Source organism: Pseudomonas sp. MNR3A (assembly GCF_009650575.1).
In the GTDB taxonomy this organism is placed as follows: Bacteria; Pseudomonadota; Gammaproteobacteria; order Pseudomonadales; family Pseudomonadaceae; genus Aquipseudomonas; species Aquipseudomonas machongensis.
This window is the reverse complement of the sequence record NZ_VZZS01000025.1, coordinates 94578-120581: the sequence shown is the minus strand read 5'-3', so window position 1 is coordinate 120581 and position 26004 is coordinate 94578. Positions and strand designations below refer to the sequence as shown.

At 64.2% G+C, this 26004-nt stretch carries 18 protein-coding genes; 9 read left to right on the top strand and 9 right to left on the bottom strand.

Annotated elements, in window-relative coordinates:
• Positions 1 to 31: 31 nt before the first annotated feature.
• The 6 genes from F6X62_RS17290 (at position 32) to F6X62_RS17265 (ending at position 4370) form a co-directional block, all read left to right on the top strand.
• On the top strand, positions 32 to 532 hold the full coding sequence (locus F6X62_RS17290; RefSeq protein ID WP_054895460.1) for a M48 family metallopeptidase: 501 nt from the start codon (positions 32 to 34) through the stop codon (positions 530 to 532).
• A gap of 13 nt (positions 533 to 545) precedes the next feature.
• Positions 546 to 842: a helix-turn-helix domain-containing protein gene (locus F6X62_RS17285; protein WP_054895459.1), complete on the top strand. Its 297-nt coding sequence runs from the start codon at positions 546 to 548 to the stop codon at positions 840 to 842.
• Complete coding sequence (locus F6X62_RS17280; RefSeq protein WP_153774243.1) at positions 839 to 1480, top strand: transcriptional regulator; 642 nt, start codon at positions 839 to 841, stop codon at positions 1478 to 1480. Before F6X62_RS17285 ends, F6X62_RS17280 begins: the two co-directional genes overlap by 4 nt.
• 108 nt (positions 1481 to 1588) lie before the next feature.
• Complete coding sequence (locus tag F6X62_RS17275; RefSeq protein ID WP_153774242.1) at positions 1589 to 2554, top strand: threonine/serine dehydratase; 966 nt, start codon at positions 1589 to 1591, stop codon at positions 2552 to 2554.
• Positions 2551 to 3543: an ornithine cyclodeaminase family protein gene (locus F6X62_RS17270; RefSeq protein ID WP_153774241.1), complete on the top strand. Its 993-nt coding sequence runs from the start codon at positions 2551 to 2553 to the stop codon at positions 3541 to 3543. Before F6X62_RS17275 ends, F6X62_RS17270 begins: the two co-directional genes overlap by 4 nt.
• Before the next feature lie 89 nt (positions 3544 to 3632).
• Positions 3633 to 4370, top strand: coding sequence for an ABC transporter substrate-binding protein (locus F6X62_RS17265; RefSeq protein WP_054893129.1), 738 nt, complete (start codon positions 3633 to 3635; stop codon positions 4368 to 4370).
• Between the two features lie 178 nt (positions 4371 to 4548).
• Here the strand turns inward: F6X62_RS17265 and yccS are convergent, their stop codons facing one another.
• The 7 genes from yccS to F6X62_RS17230 all read right to left on the bottom strand — a co-directional run bounded on the left by yccS (position 4549) and on the right by F6X62_RS17230 (position 15807).
• Positions 4549 to 6732 carry a YccS family putative transporter gene (yccS, locus tag F6X62_RS17260; RefSeq protein WP_054893130.1) on the bottom strand — a complete coding sequence of 728 codons (2184 nt, stop codon included), beginning with the start codon at positions 6730 to 6732 and terminating at the stop codon, positions 4549 to 4551.
• A 193-nt stretch (positions 6733 to 6925) separates the two neighbouring features.
• Complete coding sequence (locus tag F6X62_RS17255) at positions 6926 to 8107, bottom strand: NAD(P)/FAD-dependent oxidoreductase (protein ID WP_153774240.1); 1182 nt, start codon at positions 8105 to 8107, stop codon at positions 6926 to 6928.
• Between the two features lie 145 nt (positions 8108 to 8252).
• Positions 8253 to 9590, bottom strand: coding sequence for an ATP-dependent RNA helicase DbpA (gene dbpA, locus F6X62_RS17250; RefSeq protein WP_231100341.1), 1338 nt, complete (start codon positions 9588 to 9590; stop codon positions 8253 to 8255).
• Positions 9591 to 9702: 112 nt separating this feature from the next.
• A complete protein-coding gene (gene mdtD / locus F6X62_RS17245) occupies positions 9703 to 11130 on the bottom strand; it encodes a multidrug transporter subunit MdtD (protein ID WP_054893133.1) in 1428 nt (475 codons plus the stop codon).
• A gap of 70 nt (positions 11131 to 11200) precedes the next feature.
• A complete protein-coding gene (locus F6X62_RS17240; RefSeq protein ID WP_153774239.1) occupies positions 11201 to 12532 on the bottom strand; it encodes a TldD/PmbA family protein in 1332 nt (443 codons plus the stop codon).
• Positions 12532 to 13974: a TldD/PmbA family protein gene (locus tag F6X62_RS17235; RefSeq protein ID WP_153774238.1), complete on the bottom strand. Its 1443-nt coding sequence runs from the start codon at positions 13972 to 13974 to the stop codon at positions 12532 to 12534. Before F6X62_RS17235 ends, F6X62_RS17240 begins: the two co-directional genes overlap by 1 nt.
• A 30-nt stretch (positions 13975 to 14004) precedes the next feature.
• On the bottom strand, positions 14005 to 15807 hold the full coding sequence (locus F6X62_RS17230) for an acyl-CoA dehydrogenase (RefSeq protein WP_153774237.1): 1803 nt from the start codon (positions 15805 to 15807) through the stop codon (positions 14005 to 14007).
• A 427-nt stretch (positions 15808 to 16234) separates the two neighbouring features.
• Here F6X62_RS17230 and F6X62_RS17225 point away from each other — a divergent pair, with 427 nt between their 5' ends.
• Positions 16235 to 19141, top strand: coding sequence for an RHS repeat-associated core domain-containing protein (locus F6X62_RS17225; protein WP_153774236.1), 2907 nt, complete (start codon positions 16235 to 16237; stop codon positions 19139 to 19141).
• 73 nt (positions 19142 to 19214) lie between these two features.
• On the opposite strand, the gene putA is transcribed toward F6X62_RS17225, so the two are convergent.
• Complete coding sequence (putA, locus tag F6X62_RS17220) at positions 19215 to 23165, bottom strand: trifunctional transcriptional regulator/proline dehydrogenase/L-glutamate gamma-semialdehyde dehydrogenase (protein ID WP_153774235.1); 3951 nt, start codon at positions 23163 to 23165, stop codon at positions 19215 to 19217.
• Between the two features lie 94 nt (positions 23166 to 23259).
• Entirely contained in the window at positions 23260 to 23448 is a 189-nt protein-coding gene (locus F6X62_RS17215; RefSeq protein WP_153774234.1) for a hypothetical protein, read from the bottom strand.
• Positions 23449 to 23522: 74 nt separating this feature from the next.
• Between F6X62_RS17215 and putP the strand changes: the two genes are divergently transcribed.
• Both putP and F6X62_RS17205 read left to right on the top strand, forming a co-directional pair.
• Positions 23523 to 25001 carry a sodium/proline symporter PutP gene (gene putP / locus F6X62_RS17210; RefSeq protein ID WP_054893139.1) on the top strand — a complete coding sequence of 493 codons (1479 nt, stop codon included), beginning with the start codon at positions 23523 to 23525 and terminating at the stop codon, positions 24999 to 25001.
• A gap of 149 nt (positions 25002 to 25150) precedes the next feature.
• Positions 25151 to 25987, top strand: coding sequence for a 23S rRNA (adenine(2030)-N(6))-methyltransferase RlmJ (locus tag F6X62_RS17205; protein WP_054893140.1), 837 nt, complete (start codon positions 25151 to 25153; stop codon positions 25985 to 25987).
• Positions 25988 to 26004 lie beyond the last annotated feature (17 nt).

Below are 26004 nucleotides of genomic sequence, written 5' to 3'. Positions count from 1 at the left end.
GGCCCTCACCAATTCGGTAAACTCCCACCCCATGACCACGCTACGCTACTTGCAAGCCTACCCCCCGCACCTGCAGGAACAGGTCCGCCAGATGATCGCCAGCGATCGCCTGGGCGGTTACCTGCAGCAGCGCTACCCCGCGCGCCACGAGGTGCAGAGCGACAAGGCGCTTTACCTCTATGCCCAGGACCTGCGTCAGCAGTACCTGCGCAGCGCCCCGCCGCTGGACAAGGTGCTCTACGACAACCGCCTCGACCTCACCCACCGGGCCCTGGGCCTGAACACGGCTGTGTCGCGGGTGCAGGGGGGCAACCTCAAGGCCAAGAAGGAAATCCGCATCGCCTCGTTGTTCAAGGACGCGGCGCCGCAGTTTCTGCGCATGATCGTGGTGCACGAGCTGGCGCACCTGCGTGAGCGCGACCACAACAAGGCGTTCTACCAGCTGTGCCAGCACATGGAGCCGGACTACCATCAACTGGAGTTCGACTTGCGTGTCTACCTGACCTGGCGCGAATTGCCAGGCAATGCATGAGGATCCCATCAGCATGGACGTGAGCAAGACCAAGAGCAGCTTCTATCGCCGTCTCTACGTGGCCTGGCTGATCGATAGCCAGACCGCCACCAGCGTGCCCGCGCTGATGGAAGCCACCGGCATGCCGCGGCGTACTGCCCAGGACACCATCGCCGCGCTCGCCGACCTGGATATCGTCTGCGAATTCGAGCAGCAGAGCGGCGCGCGCAACCACGCTGGCCACTACCGCATCCGTGAATGGGGTGCGATCGACAAGCAGTGGATCATCCAGCACCTGCGCACTATTCGCGAAGTGCTCGGCTATCCATGACCACCCTCCAGGACACGTTCATGCCGTCCAGCCGCTTCAGCAACTACGCCGCCATGGCCGAGGGCATCGCAGCCCTGTTGTTCCCGCATGCCGAAGTGGTGGTGCACGACCTGGCCAGCCAGACGGTGGTGCATATCGCCAACAACATTTCCAAGCGCCAGCTCGGCGATGATTCCGGGCTCGACGACCTGCCCAGCCAGCTCGATGACAGCACCCGCCTGGGGCCGTATGAAAAGCTCAACTGGAACGGGCAGAAAATCCGTTCGATCAGCAGCGTGATGCGCGACGCCAGCGGCCAGCCCGAGGCGCTGATCTGCATCAACCTCAACGTTTCGATTCTCGAGCAGGCGCGCGATGCGCTGGAGGCGTTCTTCCAGGCCAGCCGCCTGTTGCCGCAACCGCAGGCATTGTTCCGCGACGACTGGCAGGAGCGCATCAACACCTTCCTGCATGCCTGGTTGCAGGCACGCGGATTGAGCCTGGGCGGGCTGGATCGCGAGCAGAAGCGGCAGTTGGTCGAGGCGCTGCACGGGGAGGGCGCGTTCCGCGGCAAGAGCGCCCACGACTACGTGGCCAACGTGCTGGGGATGGGACGGGCGACGGTGTACAAGTATGTGAAGGCGTTGCGCGAAGGCTGAGGCCACCGCTGGCAAACGACAGGCTTTCAATGTCTGGAAAAATAGTCTACGGTAGAATTTAATTCTACATCGTGGTGTTTGCCCCTGCGCATCGCCCAAGGAGCCCCCATGACCATCCTGGACACCCTGCCCCACGCCATCCGCGAAGCCCATGAAGCCCTTCGTCCCCAGGTCGCGGTCACGCCGCTCAGCCACAGCCCGGATCTCTCCCGCCAGAGCGGCTGCAATGTTCATCTCAAGTGCGAACATCTGCAGCACACCGGCTCCTTCAAATTCCGCGGGGCCAGCAACAAGCTGCGCCTGCTCGACCCTACGCAGCGTCAGGCTGGCGTGATCACCGCCTCTTCCGGCAATCACGGGCAGGGCCTTGCACTGGCCGGGCAGTTGCTGGGTGTGCCGGTCACCGTGTACGTCAGCAGCAGCGCCTCGCCGCTGAAGATCCGGGCCATGCGCGGCCTGGGGGCCGAGGTTATCGAACTCGACAGTGACCCGCTGTCGGTCGAGCTTGAGGCGGCTCGCCAGGCCAAGCTGCAGGGCAAGCCTTTCGTCTCCCCCTACAACGACGCGCAGATCATCGCTGGCCAGGGCACCATCGGCATGGAGCTGTTCGAGCAGGCGCCGGACCTGGACGCGGTTTTCGTCGCTGTCGGTGGTGGCGGCTTGATCTCGGGCATTGGCGCTGCATTGCGCGCGCTTGCACCCTCGGTGCAGGTCATCGGCTGCTGGCCGGCCAACGCACCCACCCTGCAGCGCTCGCTGGAGGAGGGGCGGATCATCGAGATGCAAGAACTCGATACCCTGTCGGACGGCACGGCCGGCGGCGTCGAGCCCGGCGCCATCACCTTCCCCCTGTGCCAGCAGTTGCTGCATCGCACCGTGCTGGTCAGCGAGGCTGAGATCAGCGCAGCCATGCGCGACGTCGCAGCCCACGACCGCTGGATCATCGAAGGGGCGGCAGGGGTTGCCGTCGCAGGCATGCAGAAACTGGCTGGTGAGTTCCAGGGCAAGAAGGTCGCGGTGGTGCTGTGCGGGCGCAACATCGTGCTGGAGAAGTTCCTGGAGGCGATCCAATGAGGATCATCGACAAGGCGCAACTGGTCGAAATCCTCGACCGGGATTTGGCGGTACGCCTCATCGAAGAGGGTTTTATCGCCTTCTCCGCGGGCGAGGTGCATGTGCCACCGGTGCAGAATTTCGCCTTCACCGAACAAAACGGCGACTGCTGCGTGAAGTCCGCCTGGCTGCAGGGCAGCGATACCTTCACGGTGAAAGTCTCCAGCGGTTTCTACGACAACCCGTCCAAGGGCCTGGAAAGCAACGATGGCTTGATGCTGGTGTTTTCGGCCAGTACCGGCCAACCGCTGGCGCTGCTCCAGGACCAAGGCTGGCTGACCTGCCTGCGCACTGCACTGGCCGGGCGTGTCGTCGCCCGCCTGTTGGCGCCGCGCAAGGTACGGGCAATCGGTGTACTGGGCAGCGGAGTGCAGGCGCGGATGCAGCTCGAACAACTGCTGCCGGTCACCGACTGCCGCCGTCTGATCGCCTGGGGCCGCGATGCCGGGCGGCTTGCGGACTATCGACGGTTCGCCGAAGGGCTGGGCTTCGAGGTGCGCACCACTCATGAGGCCCGCGAGCTTGCCGAGTCCGCCAACCTGATCGTCTGCACCACGCCTTCGCGCGAGCCGCTGCTGCAGCGTGAATGGATACAGCCCGGCACCCATATCACCGCAGTGGGCGCCGATGGGCCTGGCAAGCAGGAGCTCGACCCGGCGCTGGTAGCCGCCGCCGATTGCATCGTGGTGGACGCTATCGGGCAATGCAGCCGCTACGGCGAGGTGTCCCACGCCCTGGATTCCGGGCTCATTGCACCTGGCGACCTGATCGAGATCGGCGCGTTGCTGGCTGGGCAGGCAAGTGGTCGTACGCAGGATGCCGCGATCACGTTGGCTGACCTGACCGGCGTGGCGGTGCAAGACGCGCAGATCGCGCGGTGCGCATTGATGTCCCTCGGGGCAAGCCGCCAAGGAGACCTGCTCGCACAGTTCGGCCAAAATAGAGGCTAAATGACATCATCGTCCGCTGCCGTTGCCTGTCGCCTTTGTGTACTCTCCCGTAATCAGTGTGGGGCTCTCAACTGCGAAAGGAACTGAGCATGCGGCCACTGCTTTGCGTTCTGGGATTGACCGCAATGATGTTCACGGCGCTCGCGGCGGCGCAGCCACCGCTGCGCCTGGTGGCTGACAAATGGCCGCCGTTCTCCGACAGTGCCATGCCGGGCGGAGGCCTGGCCACCAGCATCGTCACTACGGCACTCACCCGCGCCGGGTACGCCAGCGAGTTCGAGGAAGTGCCCTGGGCGCGGGCGCTGCTGGGGATTGGCGAGGGGCGCTACGACGTGCTTATCAATGCCTGGTACAACGAATCGCGTACTCGCCTGGGCCAGTTCTCGGGGGCCTACCTGACCAACCGTATTCGCCTGCTCAAGCGCCAGCGCGAGGTACTTGGCTTCAAGCGACTGGCCGATCTTTATCCGTACAGCATCGCTGTTGTGCGTGACTACGCCTACTCACAAGCGTTCGATGGCGACAGCCGGCTGAACAAGGTGGCGGTGCGCAACTTCCCGTCGGCGATCCGCATGCTGGCGGCAGGGCGCGTGGACCTGGCGGTCGAGGACGAGTACGTGGCGCGCTACAACCTGCAGCGTGAGCCGCAGGAGGTGCGCGAGGCGGTGGATTTCGTCGAGCGGCCGCTGGGGGAGAACAGCCTGCATATCCTCGTCAGCCTTCAGCATCCTGAGCATCGGCAGATCGTCGAGCGTTTCGAGCGGGCGATTGCAGCGATGAAGGCCGATGGCAGCTATGCGCGGTTGTTGAAGCAGTATGGCTTGTGACCTGGAGTGTCGGCGCCGGCCCTATCGCGGGACGAGCCCGCTCCCACAGGTACAGTGCAGGCCTGAACATCTGGGAGCAACTGTCTTGCTCAAAATTTAAAGTTCAGCCCAATTCCTGTGGGAGCGGCCCTGTCACGCCCCGACTCGTCCCGCGGTAGGGCTGGTGCGGACAGCCGACTCAAGCCGGCTCCCCTTCCTTGATCAGATGCGCCGCCAATGTACGCAACGGCCCCAGTTGCCGGCAGATCAACGCCAACTGGGTCTGTACCAGTCGCTGATGCTCATCCAGCTCCTCGGGCATCTGCTCCAGCTGGTTGGCCAGCGCTTCTTCTTCATCGCTGTGAATGGCCACTGGCAGCCGCGCCGCCAGGCCATTGGCGATCTCGTCGAGACTGCGCGCCAGGCTGCTGCCGACGCCATCGATCAACTGCTCGTGTACTTCGGCAGGCAACGCCGTGTCCCGGTGTGCGCCCAGCCCTGACAGGTAGCTGAGCAAGGTGTGCGACAGCACCAGGAAGCGGAAACCGACATCGGCCTCCTTGCGGAAGTGCCCCGGCTCCATGAGCATGTTCGACAGCGTGGTAGACAACGCCGCGTCGGCATTGTGGGCGTTGCGCCGGGCCAGGCGGTAGGCGAGGTCGTCGCGCTTGCCGTTGGCGTACTGCTGCATGATCTGGCGCAGGTACAGGCTGGCGCAGGTCAGGGTGTTGGCCAGCACCTTGTTCAGGCGTCGCCCCTGCCAGTCGGGCAGGAACAGGAACACCGCAAGGATCGCGATCAGGGCGCCCACCAGGGTGTCGAACAGGCGCGGCAGGAACAGCCCGTAGCCATCGCCGATCTGGTTGAAGCAGAACAGTACCATCAGCGTGATCGCCGCCGTGGCCAGGGTGTAGCGTGTGGTGCGGTTGACGAAGAACACCACGCCAGCGACCACCGCGAACAGCGACTGGACGATCGGGTTGGGGAACAGGTCGAACAGCGCCCAGCCAACCGTCAGGCCGATGGCGGTACCGAAGATCCGCTGCACCAGCTTGCGCCGCGTCGCGCCATAGTTGGGCTGGCAGACGAACAGGGTGGTAAGGATGATCCAGTAGCCTTGCGTGGGATGGATCAGGTGCACCATGCCATAGCCGATCGACAGCGCCAGCGGCAGGCGCAGGGCATGACGGAACAGCAGCGAAGTGGGCGTGAGCTGGGTGCGCAGGCGTTTCCATACCTCCTTGAACGTGCGCGGCGAGCGGTCGAGCAGGCTGCTGTCGCTGGCGTCGGCGAGGCTGTCGGGGTTGCTGGCCGCGCCGAGCAAGCGGTCCAGCGTGGCCAGGTTCACCGCCAGTGCCCGCAGCGAGCGCAGGAGGCTGCGCCAGGCCGGGTTGTTCTGGGTGCGCAGATGCTCCAGCGAGGCGTTCAGGTCTTCCAGCGCCTCGGGGTAGCCGCTGGCGAGCACGAACGGCTGGCGCAGGCGGATCGAACGGGCCAGTTCCTGGCAGGATGAACCCTGTTTGCGCAGCAGGCGCTGGCAGCGGAACATCACATCGCTGTGGAAGAACGCCTCGCTCAGGGCGTTGTAGGGGTAGTGCGAGGCGCTGACGCGCTCGTGGATGTCCTGGGCCAGGAAGTACAGCTTCAGGTAGCGACTGACCTTGGAGCTGGGCTGGCTGTTGCCGACCCGGTGCAGGATGATTTCCTTGGCGGCATTGAGCGCGGCCACCACCTTGCCGTTCTGCTTGGCCAGCTCCAGGCGCGTGGCCTCCACGTCGAGGGTGCGCACCGGTTCGAACAGGCTGGCCTTGAGCTTGAGGTAGCTGCCCAGCTCGTAGAACAGCTTGGCCAGGCTCTGCTGCACCGGCTGGTTGGAGAACAGCGCCTGCCAGAGTACCGAGAGCGCCCCGTACCACGCGGCACCAGCCACCAGCAGCAGCGGCTCGTGCCAGAAATCCGTGACCACGCCGCCGCGCTGGTCAACGCCGATCATGGTGTACACCGACAGGATCAGCGTCGCCGAGGCGATGGCTCCATAGCGTTCGCCAAGGGCACCGAGCATCGTCAGGCCAAAGGCTGCCAGGGCCAGTGAGCCGGCGAAGATCCAGGGGTAGGGGAAGAGCAGCTCGACCGACAACGCGGCGATGGCGAAACATACCAGCGTGACGGCCAGCGCACTGAGACGGCCCTGCCAGCCGTCGTCGGTCTCGGCCAGGGCGCTGGCGATGATGCCGAGGAACAACGGGATGAGCAGGCTCATCTCGTTCTGGTACCAGCACCAGGCCATGGTGCCGGTCAGGGCGATGGTCACCCGGATGGCATAGCTGAACTTGTCTTGGCCCCACAAGCGACGCAATGAATGGCGGAACGAGCTCGATGACATAGTGGCCTGCTGGACAGAGTTCGAATGAGGACCTTGGGACCGACGCGGCTGCGCTGCCTTTCGCGGGCAAGCCCGCTCCCACAAGGCCAGCACTATCCTGTGGGAGCGGGCTTGCCCGCGAAAGGCAGCGCACTCGGTCAAATCTTCCCGGCACAGACCAGCAAGAAGCGTTCCGTGCTGAAAGGATTCTACTCTAAACGAACTGCGCCGCTGCGTTGGCAGAAGCCCACGCCCACTGGAAATTGAACCCGCCCAGGTGGCCGCTGACGTCCAGCACCTCGCCGATGAAGAACAATCCCGGGCTCTTGAGCGATTCCATGGTCTTGGACGACACCTCGCGGGTGTCGACGCCGCCCAGGGTCACTTCCGCGGTGCGGTAGCCTTCGGTGCCTGCAGGAACCAGTTGCCAAGCCGCGAGCTGCCCGGCGATCTGGGTCAATTCTGCCGGGGTGTACTGCTTCAGGGGTTTCGAAACGAACCACTGCTCGGCCAGCAGGGTCGCCAGCTTGCGGGTGAACACCTCGCCCAGCACGGTCTTCAGCTCGCTGTTGGGGCGCTCGGCCTGCACGCCTTGCAGCCACTCCAGTGCGTCGCGGTCGGGCAACAGGTTGATCTCCAGCGTGTCGCCCGCTTCCCAGTACGAGGAAATCTGCAGGATCGCCGGGCCGCTCAGGCCGCGGTGAGTGAACAGCAGGTTTTCGCGAAAACTGGTGCCGTTGCAACTGGCAATGCAGTCCAGCGACGTGCCGGAGAGCTCAGTGCACAATGCCTTGAGCTGGGGCTCGGTAATGGTGAACGGCACCAGCGCGGCGCGGGTCGGCAGCAGGGCGTGGCCGAACTGGCGGGCGACCTGGTAGCCGAAGCCGGTTGCGCCCAGGGTCGGGATCGACAGACCGCCGGTCGCGATCACCAGCGACTGGCAGGCAAATTCTCCGGCACTGGTCTGCAGGCGATAACCGCTGTCGGTTTTCTCGATCCGTTCGATGCTGGTGTTCATCCGCAGCTCGGCGCCAGCCTCGTCGCACTCGGCCAGGAGCATGTCGAGGATGTCGCTGGACTTGTTGTCGCAGAACAGCTGGCCGAGCTTCTTCTCGTGGTACGGCACGCCGTGCTTGGCGACCAGATCGATGAAGTCCCACTGGGTGTAGCGGGCCAGCGCCGACTTGCAAAAATGCGGGTTCTGCGAAAGGAAATTGGCGGGCTCGGTGTACATGTTGGTGAAGTTGCAGCGCCCGCCACCGGACATGAGGATTTTCTTGCCCGGCTTGTTGGCATGGTCGAGCAGCAGCACGCGGCGGCCGCGGCGCGCGCTGAGCTGGGCACACATCAGGCCGGCGGCGCCGGCGCCGAGGATGATCACGTCGGTGGAGTGCACGGTGTTACCTCATGGATTGCCGGGGCCGCTTCGCGGTCCATCGCAGGCAAGCCAGCTCCCACAGGATCCCCAGAGTCTAGGCCGGGTGCATTCCCTGTGGGAGCTGGCTTGCCTGCGATGGGCTGCAAAGCAGCCGCAAAATAGTTCAGACGATACGGACCTTCAGGGCTCGTCCCTTGATCTTGCCGCTGTTCAGCCGCTGCATCGCCTGCTTGGCCACGGCCCGCTCGACCGCCACGAAGGCCACGAAATCGAAAATCGCGATCTTGCCCACCTGCTTGCCCGGCAGCCCGGCATCGCCGGTCAGGGCGCCGAGGATATCGCCCGGACGCAGTTTGTCCTTGCGCCCGGCGGCGATGCACAGGGTGGTCATGGTCGGCAGCAGTGGTTCACCGCCCTTGCTCTTCAGGCTGTCCAACTGCTCCCAGCGCAGCGGGCGCTTCTGCAGGTCTTCGATGGCCTGGGCGCGGTGGCCTTCGGCCGGGGCCACCAGGCTGATCGCCACGCCTTTCTCGCCGGCGCGGCCGGTACGCCCGACGCGGTGCACATGGATCTCGGCATCGCGCGCCAGTTCCACGTTGATCACAAGGTCCAGGCCGTCGATATCCAGGCCGCGGGCGGCGACATCGGTGGCCACCAGCACCGAGCTGCTGCGGTTGGCGAACATCGTCAGCACCTGGTCGCGGTCACGCTGTTCCAGATCACCGTGCAGGGCCTGGGCGACGATGCCCTTGGCGGTCAGGTGGGCGACCAGATCCTCGCACTGCTGCTTGGTGAAGCAGAACGCCACGCACGACTGCGGGCGGTAGTGGCCCAGTACGCGGGTAACCGCCTCCAGGCGCTGCTGCGGGTCGATCTCGATGAAACGCTGCTCGATCTGGTTGTCGCTGTGCTGGCTCTCGACCGTGACCTGCTGCGGCTTGCGCATGAAGTCGGCGGCCAGTTGCGCGATGCCGGCCGGGTAGGTGGCCGAGAACAGCAGGGTCTGGCGGCGCGATGGGGTCTTGCCGATGATTGCGGCGATGGCGTCGAAGAAGCCCATGTCGAGCATGCGGTCGGCTTCGTCGAGTACCAGGGTGTTGAGCCCCTTCAGGTCCAGGGTGCCCTTGTCCAGGTGCTGCTGGATGCGGCCCGGGGTGCCGACGATGATGTGCGCACCGTGCTCCAGCGAGGCGATCTGCGGACCCAGCGAGACGCCGCCGCAGAGGGTGAGGATCTTGATGTTGTCCTCGGCGCGGGCCAGGCGGCGCAGCTCCTTGGCGACCTGGTCGGCCAGTTCGCGCGTCGGGCACAGCACCAGCGCCTGGCAGCCGAAGAAGCGCGGGTTGATCGGATTGAGCAGGCCGATGCCGAAGGCGGCGGTCTTGCCGCTGCCGGTCTTGGCCTGGGCGATCAGGTCCTGGCCCTTGAGGATGACCGGCAGGCTCTGGGCCTGGATCGGGGTCATCGAGGCATAGCCCAGGGCGTCCAGGTTGGCCAGCATGGCGGCGGACAGCGGCAGGGAGGCGAAAGCGGTGGATTCGGTGGTCACGAGGCGGGCCTGCGGTGCGAAGCGAAAAATGCCGCACAGTCTACCAGCCTCATGGCCATTCGCCCTACGTTTCCACGTGTTCTTCCGGACGACGGGCACGCCTTCCGTCCGTCGGCGACAGTTGCAGGAAAATCGCCGCGGCCAGCATCGCCATCAGGCCGATGGTCAGGAAGGTCAACTGGAACGCGCCCAGCGTGGTTTCCACTCCCTCTGCGCTCCCCGAGGCGGTAAAGCCGCCGAGCAGCGCACCGGCGCAGGCCACGCCCAGGCTCAGCGACAGTTGTGCGACCACCGACAGCAGGCTGTTGCCGCTGCTGGCGCTGGCGTCGTCGAGGTCGATCAGCGTCACCGTGTTCATCGCGGTGAACTGCAGCGAATTCACCGCGCCCAGCAAGCCCAACTGCATCAGCAGCAGCCAATAGGGCGTCTGTTCGTCGACCAGTCCCAGGCTGGCCAGCAGTACCCCCAGCAACAGCGTGTTGCCGGTGAGGATGATGCGATAGCCGAGGCGTTCGATCAGTGGCCGCGCCACCGACTTGGCGATCATCGCCGCGGCGGCCAGCGGGATCATGCTCATGCCGGCCTGGGCCGGCGAATAGCCCAGCGCCACCTGCAGCAGCAGCGGCACCAGGAAGGGCAGGGCGCCGCTGCCCAGGCGGGCGAACAGGTTGCCGAGGATGCCGATGGCAAAGGTACGTACGCGGAACAGGCTGGGCGAGAACAGCGGCTCCGGGTCACGCCCGGCGCGCAGCCAGTAGGCGGCAAGGCAGGCCATGCCGGCGAACAGCAGCAACATCACCCGCAGGTGTGGCAGGTGCAACTCGCCCAGGCCCTCCATGGCGATGGTGATCAGCACCATCGCGGCGCCGAACAGGATGAATCCGGGTCCATCGAAGGTGGTGCGTTCGCTGCCGCGCAGGTCGGGGATGAACTTCCATACCGCGTAGCACCCCAGCGCGCCGACCGGCAGGTTGAGCAGGAAGATCCAGTGCCAACTGAGGATTTCCACCAGCCAGCCGCCGACGGTTGGGCCCAGCAGCGGGCCCAGCAGGCCGGGAATGGTGATGAAGCTCATGATCCGCACCAGCTCCGAGCGTGGGTAGGCGCGCAGCACCACCAATCGCCCGACCGGCAGCATCAGGGCACCGCCCAGGCCCTGGATGACGCGGGCGATGATCAGAAAGCCCAGGCTGTTGGCCGCCGCGCACAGCAGCGAGCCCAGGCTGAACAGCAGGATGGCGCCGAAGAAGATGTGCTTGGTGCCGAAGCGGTCGGCGATCCAGCCCGAAGCCGGAATCAGCAGGGCTACGGTGAGCATGTAGGCGATGATCACGCCCTGCATGCGCAGCGGGTCTTCTGCCAGCGAGCGGGCCATGGCCGGCAGCGCGGTGTTGAGGATGGTGCCGTCGAGCGACTGCATGAAGAAGGCGATGGCCACCACCCAGGGGATCCAGCGGGCGGTGGTAGGGTCGAGCGGGGCGCGTTCGGGCATGGCCTCTATCCTGAAAAGTGCGCAGTTCCCTGTGGAAGCGCCTAACCGGCGCTCCCACAGGGGCGTGGCGTTACAGTGTCAGCGTCAATCCTCTGACCAACGCCCCGGGCAGATGACTCGATCCGGTTTGCCGTTGCCCATAGGTGCTGGTCGACAGGATCAGCTCGCGTTCGCGGGTCAGGTCCTCCAGCTGAGGGCCCAGCAGATTGTAGAGGCTGTCGTCGAAGCGCATGGTGCTGACCGGGCCCTGGATCTGGCCGTCTTCCACCCAGAACGTGGCGAAGCGCGTCAGGCCGGTCATGCGCGCTGCCGGCAGGTCTGAATAGTTCAGGTACCAGAGGTTGCTGATGTACAGCCCGGTGCCCAGGCGCGCCAGGATATCCGCCGACGCCAGCTCCCCAGGTGCCAGGCTCAGGGCGCACGGTGCCTCGTAGCTGTCGGCGCCGTTGCCCTGCAGGGCGAACTCTGCCGCGCTGCGAGGGCTGACCAGGCGCGCGCTGCCCCGGCCTTCGACGATCAGCGCTACGTCCTCGCGGGGCGAGCCCTCGCTGGAGAACGACGGGCTCAGCGAACCGCTGACCTGCTCCGAGAAGCCAACCCGTGGATCGAGCTGGGCATCACCGGTGTACAGGCGTTGCAATGGGCTGTTGCCGGTGGCCAGGGCCTGGGCCGAGAAGCCTCCCCAGCCGAGCATGCCCGCGATCTCGTCCATGGCCGCTGGCGCCAGGTAGGCGCGGTAGCGGCCAGGCTTGAGGGTGATCGTCGGGCGCCCCAGGTACTCAAGCTGTTCGCGGGCCAGTTGCAGGCGTGCGCTGAAGGCCTCGCTGCTCCAGACCTGGCCTGCATAGTTGGCCTTCACCGCCTGGCCGTTGCTGTGGAACAGGCTCCAGTCGAAATTGAAGCTGTTGGCCTGGTGCCAGCCGAAGGCCCCGAACGAGCTGGCGAAACCCCGGCAGATCGGGCCGGCGGCGTAGATGCCGACCAGATCGAGGTTGCCTGCCTGCTGCTCGACCAGCGCCAGTACTTCAGTGAAGTCGGGCAGCGCCGGTTCTTGCACGCTGTGGCTGTGCCAGGCGCTTTCGTCGAGTTTCAGGTAGGGGTCGAGCGGCAGCAGCGGCAAGGTCTGGCGCAGTTGCGCCAGGGCATCTTGCAGGCGCTGGCGATCCAGTTGCGCATCGTCACCGAGGGTGAACTGCTGTTCGGCCTGACGCCCGTCACGCACCAGACGCAACAGTGCGCTGGCCTGGGCCACTTCGCCGGCCTGGCGCACCTTGGCATGGTTGAAACGCACGAAGCGCGACTGCTCGGCGCTGTAGCCGAGGGTGAACTGCTCGCCGGGGTGCAGCGCCTCGCGCAGGGCACTGACCAATGCCTCGAAGCGTTCTTGATAGGGGGTGCTCATCAGGCGTCTCCTCCGAATACGTCGATCTGGCGGAACACGCAGGCCGGCGAGGCATGGCCGACCCGGATGACCTGGTTGGGTTCGCCCTTGCCGCAGTTGGGTGTGCCAAGCACCTGGAAGGTGCTGCTATCGCCCACTGCCGACAGGTTGCGCCAGAACTGCGCGGAGATGCCGCGATAGTTGGGGTTCTTGACGACACCCTTGAGCTCGCCGTGTTCGATCAGTTGGCCCCATTCGCAGCCGAACTGGAACTTGTTGCGCGCATCGTCGATGGACCAGGAGCGGTTGGTGCGCATCAGGATGCCGTGCTCGATCCCTCCGATGAGTTGGTCGAGCGACTGGTCGCCCGGCTCGATGTTGAGGTTGGCCATGCGGTCGATCGGCGCGCGGTTCCAGCCACAGGCGCGGCTGTTGGCCACGCCGTCGAGCCCCGAGCGGAACTGCGACAGGGCGCCGCCCAGCGGGCGCAGTAGCTTGCCCTCGCGGATCAGGAATTGTTTGCTGGCCGCGGTGCCGTCGTCGTCGAAGCTGTAGCTGGCCAGCTCATCGTCGATGGTGGGGTCGAAGGTCACGTTCAGCAGGGGCGAGCCGTATTGCAACTGCCCGAAATCGCTGCTCTTGACGAAGCTGGTGCCCGCGTAGTTGCGCTCGTCGCCGAGAATGCGGTCCATCTCCAGTGGATGGCCGATGGACTCGTGGATCTGCAGCATCATCTGATCGGGCATCAGCAGCAGGTCGCGCGCACCGCTCGGGGTGTTGGGCGCCAGCAGCAGTTGCAGGGCTTCGTCGGCGATACGCCGGGCGGCGCCGACCAGGCCGCAGCGCTGGATGATTTCGAAGCCACCCTGCTGGCCAAAGTTCTCCCGGCCCAGGCTGCGGCTCTGGCTGTCGCGGCCATCGCTGGCGGTGACACCAAGGCCCGGAAAGATGAAGCGCTGCGCGTTGCGCAGCTCGGCGCCGGCCGAGTTCAGGTAAGTCTGCTCGGCCAGGGTGATGCCCAGGCTCGCCTGCCAGTCCACCAGACGTTCGTCCTTGGGCACACTGGCCGATTCGGTGGCGAGCAGCTCGAGGCAATCTGCAAGGTTTGGCAGCGATTGGTCGAAGTTGGGCGAGATATGGTCGTGGCGCGTGCTCGGCACCGGTTGGTCGCGCAGGTCGAGCAGGTGGTGGCCGGTGATCTGCCGGGCCAGGGCCTCGGCGTGTTCCAGGGCGCGTTGCAGGCCGCTCTGCGACAGGTCGGCGGTGGCGGCGTAGGCCTCGACGCCGTTCAGGCGCACGGTGAGCATGGCACCTTCGTCCTGGCTGAAGAATGGCGGTTCGGCGACGTTGCGCCGCACCGACAGCGATTGATGCGATTGCTTCACGTGGCGAAGCGAGAACAGTTCGGCCGTGCTGCGCAGCGCTGCGAAGCGCTGGCGCAGCAGGGCGCTGGAATCGAACATGCGGGAACCTCCGGTTCGCGGTGGCTCCCCCTAGAACCACCCCTCTTGCATGCCCAGGCAAGTGTCGTCGCGTGCCTCGAGCAGTGCGAGCTCAGTATGGCAGCCTGGCACTTCCCAAGTCAGGAAATAACGTGCGGCCTGCAACTTGCCACAGTAAAAATCGCGATCGACATCGACCCCCTTCATCAGCCCGCGTTCGGCCTGTATGGCCTGCTCCAGCCAGCGCCAGCCGATCACGCAGTGGCCGAACACCTTGAGGTACAGCGCCGAGTTTGCCAGCGCGCCGGCGACCTTGCCCTGGGCCAGGTCGCCGAGCAGTGCCAGGGTCACGGCCTGCAGGCGGTTGACCAGTTGCTCCAGCGGCTGGCGCAGTGTGTCCAGGTTGGGGTGATGACTGGCGCGCTCAGCAGTGCTGGCGATCAGGCGAATCAGCTGCTTGAGCCCGGCGCCGCCGTTCTGCGCCAGCTTGCGCCCGAGCAGGTCGAGCGACTGGATGCCTTCGGTGCCTTCGTGGATCGGGTTCAGGCGGTTGTCGCGGTAGTACTGCTCTACTGGGTATTCGCGGGTGTAGCCGTGGCCACCGAGGATCTGGATCGCCAGTTCGTTGGCCTTGAGACAGAACGTCGAAGGCCAGGACTTGACGATCGGGGTGAGCAGGTCGAGCAGTTCCTGGGCTTGGGCGCGTGCCGCCTCGTCGGGTGCGCTGTGGGTGTCGTCGAACAACCGGGCGGCATACAGGCCCAGGTCGAAGGCACCCTCCACGTAGGCCTTCTGCGCCAGCAGCATGCGTCTTACATCGGCGTGCTCGATGATCGGCACTGCTGGGCTGCTGGGATCCTTGTTGTCCACCTGGCGGCCTTGCGGGCGGTGGCGGGCGTAGTCCAGCGAGTACAGGTAGCCGGCGTAGCCGAGCATCACCGCGCCCATGCCGACGCCGATGCGCGCCTCGTTCATCATCTGGAACATGCACGCCAGGCCCTGGTGTGGCTTGCCGACCAGATAGCCGACGCACTGGCCGTTGTCACCGAAATTCAACGCCGTGGAGGTCGTGCCACGCCAGCCCATCTTGTGGAACAGCCCGGCCAGCAGCACGTCGTTGCGAGCGCCGAGGCTGCCGTCGTCGTTGACCAGGTACTTGGGCACGATGAACAGCGAAATGCCTTTCACCCCGGGCGGTGCATCCGGCAGCTTGGCCAGGACCATGTGCACGATGTTCTGCGACAGCTCGTGGTCGCCGCCGGAGATGAAGATCTTGTTGCCCTTGAGCCGATAGCTGCCATCGCCTGCGGCTTCTGCACGGGTGCGGATATCGGCCAGCGACGAGCCGGCGTGGGGCTCGGTCAGGGCCATGGTGCCGAAGTAGCGACCTTCGATCATCGGCTGCAGGAACAGGCGCTTCTGCTCGTCGCTGCCGAAGCTCTCGATCAGGTTGGCTGCGCCCATGGTCAGGAAGGGGTAGGCCGTGGTGCCAGCGTTGGCTGCCTGGAAGTGAGCAAAGCAGGCTTGCGAAACCAGGCTCGGCAACTGCATGCCGCCGACGTCGAAGTCGCGGTTGGCGTTGAGGAAGCCCGCCTCGAGGAACGCCTCTACCGCAGGCTTGACCTCGGGAATCAGCTCGGCACGACCGTCGACATAACGCGGCTCGTGCTCGTCGCCCTTGCGGTTGTGCGGGGCGAAGTACTTCTCGGCAATCGTGCGAGCCGTACCAAGCGCTGCGTCGAAGGTCTCGCGGTTGTGCTCGGCGAAGCGTGGGCGCTGGGTCAGGGCCTCGGCGTCGAGGACCTCGTAGAGTTCGAAGGCGAGGTTGCGGCTGCTGAGAAGTTGCTCGGACATGGCGGGATTCCTGGGTTCGAGATGCTGCAAGTCTAGAGCCAGGGATAGTGGCTGCACAGGCTCATGGGTGTGCGTGATGACACTCCAGAAGGCTGAGCGCAGGTGTGCCATCAGTGGCGCTCGCTTGTCGAAATACCTTGCGCTGCTCCACTGGTATTTCTGTCAGGTGTGGCTTGTGCATCACTGGGGTAGCCTAGGCTCTGTCTGAAATGCACCTGCACTCGCCCATACTGCGTTGAGACGGGGCTCGGAATGCTCATGCACTCCAGTACCGTCGGGCGCGGCCCCGGGCGTTCCTTCCCCTGTTTCGCCTTGTCTGGCCTTCGCGCAGACACATTTAAGACAGAGCCTAGGCCTTTGCCGGATCCCCGTTGAGCTCTGATTGGGGGGCTGCTTGCCCTCTAGACCCGCACTGGAGCATTGCCCAATGACCAGCAACGCGCCATTAGTCCATTGCCAAACCCCATCGGTATCGGTGTTTGCTCGCAAGCTGAAGGTACGGGAAATCACCTGCCATCGTGATGGGCTTGCGCTTGGGCAGACCACCCTGCTCATCACGCGGCACAGGCATGATCCTCGTGATTTCCTGGATCGTAGCAGCGACCCGCGTATGGCTGGGCGCGGTCTGGTGAACTTCGCGTTGGCCAACGATTTCGCTGGCAAAGTGCTGCGTGTTCAGAGTGTCGACGCGGGCATTGAAGTTGCCTTGGCTGATATCGATAGTCGGCCTTTGGTGCGTATCAGTGCAATCGCGGCAGGTGCAGAAGGGCGTGACGATTACAGCCAGGCGGTGGTGCGTCGATCGGTGTACGAGGCTCACGGTCTGGCGGGCCGTTTGTCGAGCATCAGCGATACAGTTGGCGGTGGTGTTCCCCGCATGACCCAGCGCTTTGTCTATGGGGGTAGCAGTGCACTGGAGCGGGGGCGAAACCTGGCGGGTCGCTGTATACGTCTTTACGACACTGCCGGCCTTGCCTTGCACGACGCCATCGCCATGACGGGGACCACGCTGTCTGTCACCCGACGTCTTCTGGGGCAGGGAGATGAAGTTCGGACAGTGGTCGATTGGCAAGGTGAGAGCGTCGATGAATGGGATCGCGCACTTGAGCCGATTGCACAGGCACGCACTACGTGTTCGGTCGTGGACGCAACCGGAACAGTATCGAGCATTGTCGATGCAGCAGGGCACCTGCGGCGTGTCACCTATGACATCGCGGGTCGGCTCCAGGCAAGCTGGCTGAGGCGCAAAGGCTCTCAAGAGTGCGAGATCGTCCGGTCGACGAGTTACCTGGCAGGTGGACATAAGACCCGTGAACTGCATGGTAACGGTGTGTTGAGCACCTATTTCTTCGAGCCACGAACGCAACGCCAGGCTCGGCTACGGATCGAGCGGCCTGCGAGTCATGCCCTGGGTGCGAGGCTCCTGCAGGATTTGCAGTATACGTTCGACCCTGTGGGCAATGTGGTGAGCGAACGTGACGAGACCGACAATAGGCGGTTCTGGCGCAACCAGGTGGCGGAACCGCAGACAACCTACCATTACGACAGCCTTTATCAATTGGTCAGCGCCTGCGGAAGGGAGCAGGTCAATGCGTCATCGCGGTCGGGAGAGTACGACACGCCGTCTCCTTCTCCCCATGATGAGACGCTCTTCACCTGTTATACCCGCAACTTTATCTATGACACTGCTGGCAACCTGACGCGCATGGTGCACCGGGTGCCTGCTAGCAATCACTGTCGTGTCGTCGAGATCGCAGTCAGTGACCGCAGCAATCGGGCGGTGCTGGGCACAATGGCGAAGACTCCTGCCGAGGTTGAGGCGTTGTTCACGGCCAAGGGTCAGCAGATCTCGCTGTTACCCGGCAATCCCCTGTGCTGGACGCCTCAAGGGGAGTTGCATCAGGTCATCTCCCAGCAACGCGAGGAGGGGCGGGATGACCATGAGCACTACCGTTATGACAATGCCAGCATGCGAGTCCTGAAAGTCAACACGCAGTGGAGCGCTGCAAGCCGGCACACGCTTCGAGTCACCTATTTACCCGGGCTTGAATTGCGCTGCACTACCCGCGATGCCTACCTTGAGGAGGAGTTGCAGGTTATTTCGGTCGGTGAGCCCGGTCATGCACAGGTGCGAATGTTGCACTGGTGCAGCGAGGTGCCTGAAGGGTTGGAGAACGATCAACTGCGCTACAGCTACGACACGCCACTGGGCAGCGGCATCCTGGAGGTCGACGGCGCGGGCAGACTGATCAGCCATGAAGCGTATTACCCTTTTGGGGGAACCGCGTTGTGGGCAGCCCGTAGCGAGCTTGAAGGGAGTTACAAGACCTTGCGTTATTCAGGCAAGGAACGAGATGCGACTGGGTTGTACTACTACGGTTATCGCTACTACCAGCCGTGGGTCGGGCGGTGGCTGAGCGCAGACCCGGCGGGTGCGGTGGATGGCCTTAACTTGTATTGCATGGTGCGCAACAATCCGGTGACGCGCAGGGATGCCAATGGATTACACAGTTTTGAGTCGGAGTTCGGGGCTGACTTCGCTGCGTTGGACAAGTTGATCGAGTTTCCGGAGATTTTTAAAAATCTGAAGCCTGGGGTTGTACTAAAGGGCAATGTCAGCCACGAGACGCAACGTCAAAAGAAATTAACGGTGTATTGGATGCGTGAGAGTGAAGCGTATCAACCCACTGAACTGGAAAGGGTCATAGGTCCGTCGGGCAACAGCGAGCAAGAAGCTCTTGGTCCGGCTGCGCAGCTCGCGGAGGATCTAGGGGTGACTGAACAGTTTGCCAAGGACTTTACGCGTAGCACGTACACTCTGATAGAAAACGGGGAGGAAATCCCCATGCTTGTACACAACGTTAGGGAGTATTTCAGCTCGCAGCAGCTAGAGATTATTTCGACGCTTGCACATCAAGCACTTGCTGCCGAGATGACCAGCTTACTCTATTCCATCGAGCCTGCCGGCGGGGCGTTCAACGAGAACGGCGAGGTGCGCGGCATATGGTCAGCGGCCCCGGGCGCGGCCTCTGAATACCAGATTCACAGGGGCGCAAGAGGCGAACGGGACGAGGTATCGATCACCTCGAGACAGGTCTTCAGCCTGAAGGATGTGGCGACAGGGGATTTTATAGCTAAGGTGGATGCGATTACCCAGCAGACTGTATTTCTGGCCACATCTACCGAGAATGGAACGGTAACTTATAACCTTCAGAAGCATGTGCCCAGCCTGCAAAAGATAACGCTTTTGCATGTTTTGCCGGAGCAACCGGTGACCAAAAAGTCACCCGTTTTATCCAGATTCAAATTCTGGAAATCGAAAAAAAAACAATAGGTGGGTTGCCCGCTGCCACCGTTTCGCTGCTGAACCGGTGGGAGCGGGCTTGCCCGCGATGGCGTCAGTACGTTCAGCCGATGGTCATCAGGCTGGCGTTACCCCCCGCAGCCGCGGTGTTCACGCTCACCGCACGCTCGATCACCAACCGCTCCAGCGCGATCTGCGGATCACCGCTGGACAGCCCATGCACACCCACGATGGCCCCGGCACGCTTGGCGACCTGCTGGCACACCGCGCGCAACTGGTCGGAGTCGCCGTGGTGGATGACCGCGTCGAACGCCACTTCATCCTTGCTCCAGTCGGCCACCAGCTTGATCTTGCCTTGCAGGTCTTTCGGCAGGCGACCGCGCAGGCCCTTGGCCGGCTCGCCGTCGGCCCACACCGCCGAGCTGCCCACTGCCAGCACCGCGGCGAGCTGCGCGAGCAGGTCAGCCTCATTGTCGGCCAGGCACAGCACATGCTCGCGAGGCAATACGGTGTAGGTGTTGCGCTCGCCGGTCGGTCCAGGCAGGACACGGGTGATGCCACTTTGCGACTGTTCGGCGAACTGCTCGCACAGTTCCACCAGCTCGGGCTGGTTGCTCGAAGCCCAGGCCTTAAGCACCTGCAGCGGCTTGAGCAGTTGGTCGCGCAGGGTGGTGTCGGCCTTGGTCTCACCGTCGGCGCGCTGGAAGTGGCGGGCGATGGCGTCAGCCGGACGGGTCGACAGCAGGCGGTACAGGTACAGCGGACCACCGGCTTTCGGGCCGGTGCCGGACAGTCCTTCACCACCGAATGGCTGCACGCCGACCACGGCACCGACGATGTTGCGGTTGACGTACATGTTGCCGGCGTTGACGTTGTCCACCACCTTGGCGATGGTCTCGTCGATGCGCGTGTGCACGCCCAGCGTCAGGCCGTAGCCGGAGGCGTTGATCTGCGCGATCAGTTGGTCGAGGTGCTTGCGGTTGTAGCGCACCACGTGCAGCACTGGGCCGAAGATCTCGCGCTTGAGCTCGTCGAAGCTTTCCAGCTCGATCAGGGTAGGCATGACGAAGGTGCCGCGCTTGCACTCCTCGGATTCGGCGATGGCCACCTGGTAGACGCTGCGACCTTTCTCACGCATGGCCTGGATGTGCTTCTCGATGCCAGCCTTGGCTTCAGCGTCGATCACCGGGCCGATGTCCACCGACAGGCGCTCGGGATTGCCCATGCGGTTCTGCGCCATGGCTCCCTTGAGCATCTCGATCACGCGGTCGGCGGAATCTTCCTGCAGGCACAGCACGCGCAGCGCCGAGCAGCGCTGGCCGGCGCTGTCGAAGGCCGACGACACCACATCGATCACCACCTGTTCAGTCAGCGCCGAGGAGTCGACGATCATCGCGTTCTGCCCGCCGGTTTCGGCGATCAGCGGGATCGGACGACCCTGGGCATCCAGGCGACCGGCGACGTTGCGTTGCAGCAGGCGCGCGACTTCGGTGGAGCCGGTGAACATCACGCCCTTGACCCGCTCGTCGCCGACCAGGCCGGCGCCGACGGTTTCGCCGCGCCCCGGCAGCAGTTGCAGCACGCCTTCAGGGATACCGGCTTCGAGCAACAGGCGCACGGCCTGGGCCGCGACCAGCGGGGTCTGTTCGGCCGGCTTGGCCAGCACCGGGTTACCGGCGGCCAGTGCGGCGGCCACCTGGCCGGTGAAGATCGCCAGAGGGAAGTTCCATGGGCTGATGCACACGACCGGGCCGAGCGGGCGGCAGGCGTCGTTGCTGAAGTCGTTGCGCGCCTGCACTGCGTAGTAGCGCAGGAAGTCCACGGCTTCGCGCACTTCGGCGATGGCGTTGGCGAAGGTCTTGCCAGCCTCGCGGATGAGCAGGCCCATCAGCGGCTGGATCTCGGCTTCCATCAGGTCGGCGGTGCGCTCCAGGATCGCGGCGCGCTCGGCCGGCGGGGTGGCTTGCCAGATTGGCGCGGCATTGAGGGCACACTGGATGGCGTTGTCGACGTCGGTGACGCTCGCCTCTTGCACATGGCCCACCACGTCGCGGTGATCGGCTGGGTTGAGCACTGGCGCAGCGGCTTCCTGGCTGGTGGCGCAGGCCAGCAGCGGGGCAGCCTTCCAGTCGTTGTGTGCGGTTGCCAGCATGGCGCAGGACAGCGACGCCAGGCGGTGTTCGTTGGCCATGTCGATGCCGGCCGAGTTGGCGCGCTCGCTGCCATAGAGGTCGCGCGGCAGTGGAATGCGCGGATGCGGCAGGCCGACGCTGCCTTCCTGAGTGGCCATGCGCTCGATGCTCGCGACCGGGTCGGCGACCAGTTCCTGGATGGAGATCGAGTGGTCGGCGATACGGTTGACGAACGAGGTGTTGGCGCCGTTTTCCAGCAGACGGCGCACCAGGTAGGCCAGCAGGGTTTCGTGGGTGCCGACCGGCGCATAGACGCGGCACGGACGGTTCAGCTTGCCATCGGCGATCTTGCCGACGACCTGCTCGTACAGGGGCTCGCCCATGCCGTGCAGGCACTGGAACTCGTACTGGCCTGGATAATAGTTCTGGCCGGCAATATGGTAGATGGCCGACAAGGTGTGGGCGTTGTGAGTGGCGAACTGCGGGTAGATGGCTTCCGGCACCGACAACAGCTTGCGGGCGCAGGCGATGTAGGACACGTCGGTGTAGACCTTGCGGGTGTAGACCGGGTAGCCCTCCAGGCCTTCGACCTGGGCGCGCTTGATCTCGCTGTCCCAGTAGGCGCCCTTGACCAGTCGGATCATCAGGCGGTGACGGCTGCGCTTGGCCAGGTCGATGACCGAGTCGATCACGTACGGGCAGCGCTTCTGGTAGGCCTGGATGACGAAACCGATACCGTTCCAGCCCGACAGCGATGGCTCGAAGCACAGGCGTTCGAGCAGGTCCAGCGACAGCTCCAGGCGGTCGGCTTCCTCGGCGTCGATGTTCAGGCCGATGTCGTACTGCTTGGCCAGTTGGGTCAGCGACAGCAGGCGCGGGTACAGTTCTTCCATCACGCGCTCGTATTGCGCGCGGCTGTAGCGCGGGTGCAGCGCCGAGAGCTTGATCGAGATGCCCGGGCCTTCATAGATGCCGCGCCCGTGCGAGGCCTTGCCGATCGAGTGGATCGCCTGCTCGTAGGAGGCCAGGTACTTCTGGGCGTCGTGCTCGGTCAGTGCGGCTTCGCCGAGCATGTCGTAGCTGTAGCGGAAGCCCTTGGATTCGAAGCGGCTGGCGTTGGCCAGGGCTTCGGCGATGGTCTCGCCGGTGACGAACTGCTCGCCCATCAGGCGCATGGCCATGTCGACGCCCTTGCGGATCATCGGCTCGCCACTCTTGCCGATGATGCGGGTGAGCGAGGAGGTCAGGCCGGATTCGTTGTGGGTGGAGACCAGCTTGCCAGTCAGCAGGAGGCCCCAGGTGGCGGCATTGACGAACAGCGATGGGCTATTGCCCAGGTGTGGCTGCCAGTTGCCCGTGCTGATCTTGTCGCGGATCAGCGCGTCGCGGGTACCTTTGTCGGGGATGCGCAGCAGGGCTTCGGCCAGGCACATCAACGCCACGCCTTCCTGGGACGACAGCGAGAACTCCTGCAGCAGGCCCTGGACGATGCCGGCGCGGCCGCTGGCGCTCTTCTGGTTGCGCAGCTTGTCGGCCAGGCCTGCGGCCATCTTGTTGGTCGCTTCGGCCAGCGGGGCCGGCAGGCGTGCCTGCTCCAGCAGCATCGGCACCACTTCCTGCTCGGGGCGACGGTACGCTGCGGTGATCGCTGCGCGCAGCACGGACTGCGGCAGAATGCTTTCGGCGAATTCGAGGAAGCACTGGTGGGCGTGGTCGGCCGGAAGTTCGCCGGCGTCGTCACCGAGCTGTGCGGCGTGGCCGTTGATTTCGTTCAGGGTTGCACCACCCTCGAGCTTCTCCAGGTAATTGAAGATCGCTTGCTTGATCAACCAGTGCGGGGTGCGGTCGATGGACTGCGCAGCCGCTTTGAGTCGCTCACGGGTCGGGTCGTCGAGTTTGACCCCAAGGGTGGTCGTCGCCATTTCTTATCCTCGTTATTGCCACGGGCGTGGCTAAGCTGGCGGCAAGATTAGCGCCAGGCACCTCTCGGGTGCAACCGGGTGCAACCCGAATTTTTCATGAAAAAGGTGCAACTCGTCTGGCGCAAGACGCTAAACAGCGGAAAGGGTCGTTTTTGCTGCCTTTGCTTATTAAAAGCGTCGCTTTTGCTTCAAAAAGGAGCAAAAAAGGGGTTTTAACTGAAAAGACATTTCCAGGTGCAACTTGCAAATGAAAAATGGTTGCACCCGATTCATGTTGTTGCATAGGATTCGCCGCCTGGGTGCAACCGTCTTATGAAGGTCGGGTGCAAGAGATAACAACAACGCCAGGGCACAACCATGGGCAATCCAATCACGATCACCTTTGTGATCTACATCGCGGCAATGGTGCTGATCGGCTTCGCGGCCTATCGCTCCACCAAGAACCTCTCCGACTACATCCTTGGCGGTCGCAGCCTTGGCAGCGTGGTCACCGCGCTTTCGGCTGGCGCTTCCGACATGAGCGGCTGGCTGCTGATGGGCCTGCCGGGCGCCATCTACATGTCGGGCCTGTCGGAGGCCTGGATCGCCATCGGCCTGACTGTCGGTGCCTACCTGAACTGGCTGTTCGTCGCCGGCCGTCTGCGGGTGCAGACCGAGCACAACGGTGATGCGCTGACGCTGCCCGACTACTTCGCCAGCCGTTTCGAAGACAACAGCGGCCTGCTGCGGGTGATCTCGGCCATCGTGATCCTGGTGTTCTTCACCATCTACTGCGCCTCGGGCATCGTTGCCGGCGCGCGTCTGTTCGAAAGCACCTTCGGCATGTCCTACGAGACGGCGCTGTGGGCCGGTGCTGCGGCGACTATCGCCTACACCTTCGTCGGTGGTTTCCTGGCGGTGAGCTGGACCGACACCGTGCAGGCCTCGCTGATGATCTTCGCGCTGATCCTCACGCCGATCATCGTGCTGATCTCCACCGGCGGCTTCGACACCACGATGCTGGCGATCGAAGCGCAGAACGCGGCGAACTTCGACATGTTCCGCGGCGCCACCTTCATCGGCATCATCTCGCTGATGGGTTGGGGCCTGGGCTACTTCGGCCAGCCGCACATCCTGGCGCGTTTCATGGCTGCCGACTCGGTGAAGTCGATCGCCAACGCACGCCGCATCTCCATGACCTGGATGATCCTGTGCCTGGCGGGCACTTGCGCCGTGGGCTTCTTCGGCATCGCCTACTTCTCGGCCAACCCTGATCTGGCCGGCCCGGTCACCGAGAACCACGAGCGTGTGTTCATCGAGCTGGCGAAGATCCTGTTCAATCCGTGGGTCGCCGGTGTGCTGCTGTCGGCCATCCTGGCGGCGGTCATGAGCACCCTGAGCTGCCAGTTGCTGGTGTGCTCGAGTGCGCTGACCGAGGACTTCTACAAGGCTTTCCTGCGCAAGGGGGCTTCGCAGACCGAGCTGGTCTGGGTCGGTCGAATGATGGTGCTGGCCGTGGCATTGATCGCCATCGCCCTGGCGGCGAACCCTGACAACCGTGTGCTGGGCCTCGTGGCTTATGCTTGGGCGGGCTTCGGTGCTGCGTTCGGGCCGGTGGTGCTGCTGTCGGTATTGTGGAAGGGCATGACCCGCAACGGTGCCCTGGCGGGGATCGTGGTGGGTGCACTGACCGTGATCCTGTGGAAGAACTACGTCGGGCTTGGCCTGTACGAAATCATCCCGGGCTTCCTGTTCGCCACCATCGCCATCATCGTGGTGAGCAAGCTGGGGCGTCCGAGCGGCAGCATGGTTTCGCGGTTTGAAACGGCTGATGCTGCATATCACGCAGACAAGTAACACCTGCTGATTCGGCGACAGCTGCTTCGCGGGCGGGCCCGCTCCTGTGGGGGGCGGGCCTGCCCGCGAATGGCCCTTGTGCCGATCGACGGCCAGGCCTGACTCCGCCCGCAAGGCAAGGTAAACTTGCCGCCCCCGCAGGAGTTGCCATGAACTATCGTCACGCCTTCCACGCCGGCAATCATGCCGACGTCCTCAAGCACATCGTGCTGACCCGCCTCATCGCCTTGATGTCGCGCAAGGAACAGCCGTTCGCCTATATCGACACCCATGCCGGCCTGGGTCTGTACGACCTGCAAGGCGACCAGGCCACGCGTACCGGTGAATATCTCGAAGGCGTTGCCCGCCTGTGGAATCGTGAAGACCTGCCGGCTGCCACCGCTGACTACCTGCGCATCATCAAGCGCCTCAACGCCGATGGCGAGTTGCGCTACTACCCCGGCTCGCCGGAGTTGGCACGGCGCCTGATGCGCCAGCAGGATCGCGCACTGCTCAACGAGAAACACCCCGAAGACGGGCCTTTGCTCAAGGAAAACATGAAGAAGGATCCGCGGGTCACCGTGCACCTGGGCGAGGGCTGGCATGTGCCGCGCGCGCTGCTGCCGGTGCAGGAAAAGCGCGCGATCATGCTGATCGACCCGCCCTTCGAGCAGGCCGACGAACTCAAGCGCTGCACCGTGGCGATGAAGGAGGCGATCGGTCGCATGCGCCAGACCGTCGCGGCCATCTGGTATCCGATCAAGGACCAGCGCTCGCTGACCCGTTTCTACCAGGACCTGACCAGCACCGGCGCGCCCAAGCTGCTGCGCGTCGAACTCTATGTGCATCACCAGGACAGCCCGCAGGGGCTGAACGGCTCGGGCCTCGCCATCGCCAACCCGCCATGGGGGCTGGAGGAGGAGCTCAAGGAGCTGCTGCCCTGGCTGGCCAGGGAGCTGGCACAGACGGCGGGCAGCTTCCGCATGGACTGGCTGATCGCCGAATAACCCCGCTCCCACAAGGG

What these genes read in the sequence shown, in the direction of transcription:
- F6X62_RS17290 (WP_054895460.1), top strand. Translation starts at nt 32, where the DNA reads ATGACCACGCTACGCTACTTGCAAGCCTACCCCCCGCACCTGCAGGAA.
- F6X62_RS17285 (WP_054895459.1), top strand. Translation starts at nt 546, where the DNA reads ATGGACGTGAGCAAGACCAAGAGCAGCTTCTATCGCCGTCTCTACGTG.
- F6X62_RS17280 (WP_153774243.1), top strand. Translation starts at nt 839, where the DNA reads ATGACCACCCTCCAGGACACGTTCATGCCGTCCAGCCGCTTCAGCAAC.
- F6X62_RS17275 (WP_153774242.1), top strand. Translation starts at nt 1,589, where the DNA reads ATGACCATCCTGGACACCCTGCCCCACGCCATCCGCGAAGCCCATGAA.
- F6X62_RS17270 (WP_153774241.1), top strand. Translation starts at nt 2,551, where the DNA reads ATGAGGATCATCGACAAGGCGCAACTGGTCGAAATCCTCGACCGGGAT.
- F6X62_RS17265 (WP_054893129.1), top strand. Translation starts at nt 3,633, where the DNA reads ATGCGGCCACTGCTTTGCGTTCTGGGATTGACCGCAATGATGTTCACG.
- yccS (WP_054893130.1), bottom strand. Translation starts at nt 6,732, where the DNA reads ATGTCATCGAGCTCGTTCCGCCATTCATTGCGTCGCTTGTGGGGCCAA.
- dbpA (WP_231100341.1), bottom strand. Translation starts at nt 9,590, where the DNA reads ATGCTGGCCAACCTGGACGCCCTGGGCTATGCCTCGATGACCCCGATC.
- mdtD (WP_054893133.1), bottom strand. Translation starts at nt 11,130, where the DNA reads ATGCCCGAACGCGCCCCGCTCGACCCTACCACCGCCCGCTGGATCCCC.
- F6X62_RS17240 (WP_153774239.1), bottom strand. Translation starts at nt 12,532, where the DNA reads ATGAGCACCCCCTATCAAGAACGCTTCGAGGCATTGGTCAGTGCCCTG.
- F6X62_RS17235 (WP_153774238.1), bottom strand. Translation starts at nt 13,974, where the DNA reads ATGTTCGATTCCAGCGCCCTGCTGCGCCAGCGCTTCGCAGCGCTGCGC.
- F6X62_RS17230 (WP_153774237.1), bottom strand. Translation starts at nt 15,807, where the DNA reads ATGTCCGAGCAACTTCTCAGCAGCCGCAACCTCGCCTTCGAACTCTAC.
- F6X62_RS17225 (WP_153774236.1), top strand. Translation starts at nt 16,235, where the DNA reads ATGACCAGCAACGCGCCATTAGTCCATTGCCAAACCCCATCGGTATCG.
- putA (WP_153774235.1), bottom strand. Translation starts at nt 23,165, where the DNA reads ATGGCGACGACCACCCTTGGGGTCAAACTCGACGACCCGACCCGTGAG.
- F6X62_RS17215 (WP_153774234.1), bottom strand. Translation starts at nt 23,448, where the DNA reads ATGCAACAACATGAATCGGGTGCAACCATTTTTCATTTGCAAGTTGCA.
- putP (WP_054893139.1), top strand. Translation starts at nt 23,523, where the DNA reads ATGGGCAATCCAATCACGATCACCTTTGTGATCTACATCGCGGCAATG.
- F6X62_RS17205 (WP_054893140.1), top strand. Translation starts at nt 25,151, where the DNA reads ATGAACTATCGTCACGCCTTCCACGCCGGCAATCATGCCGACGTCCTC.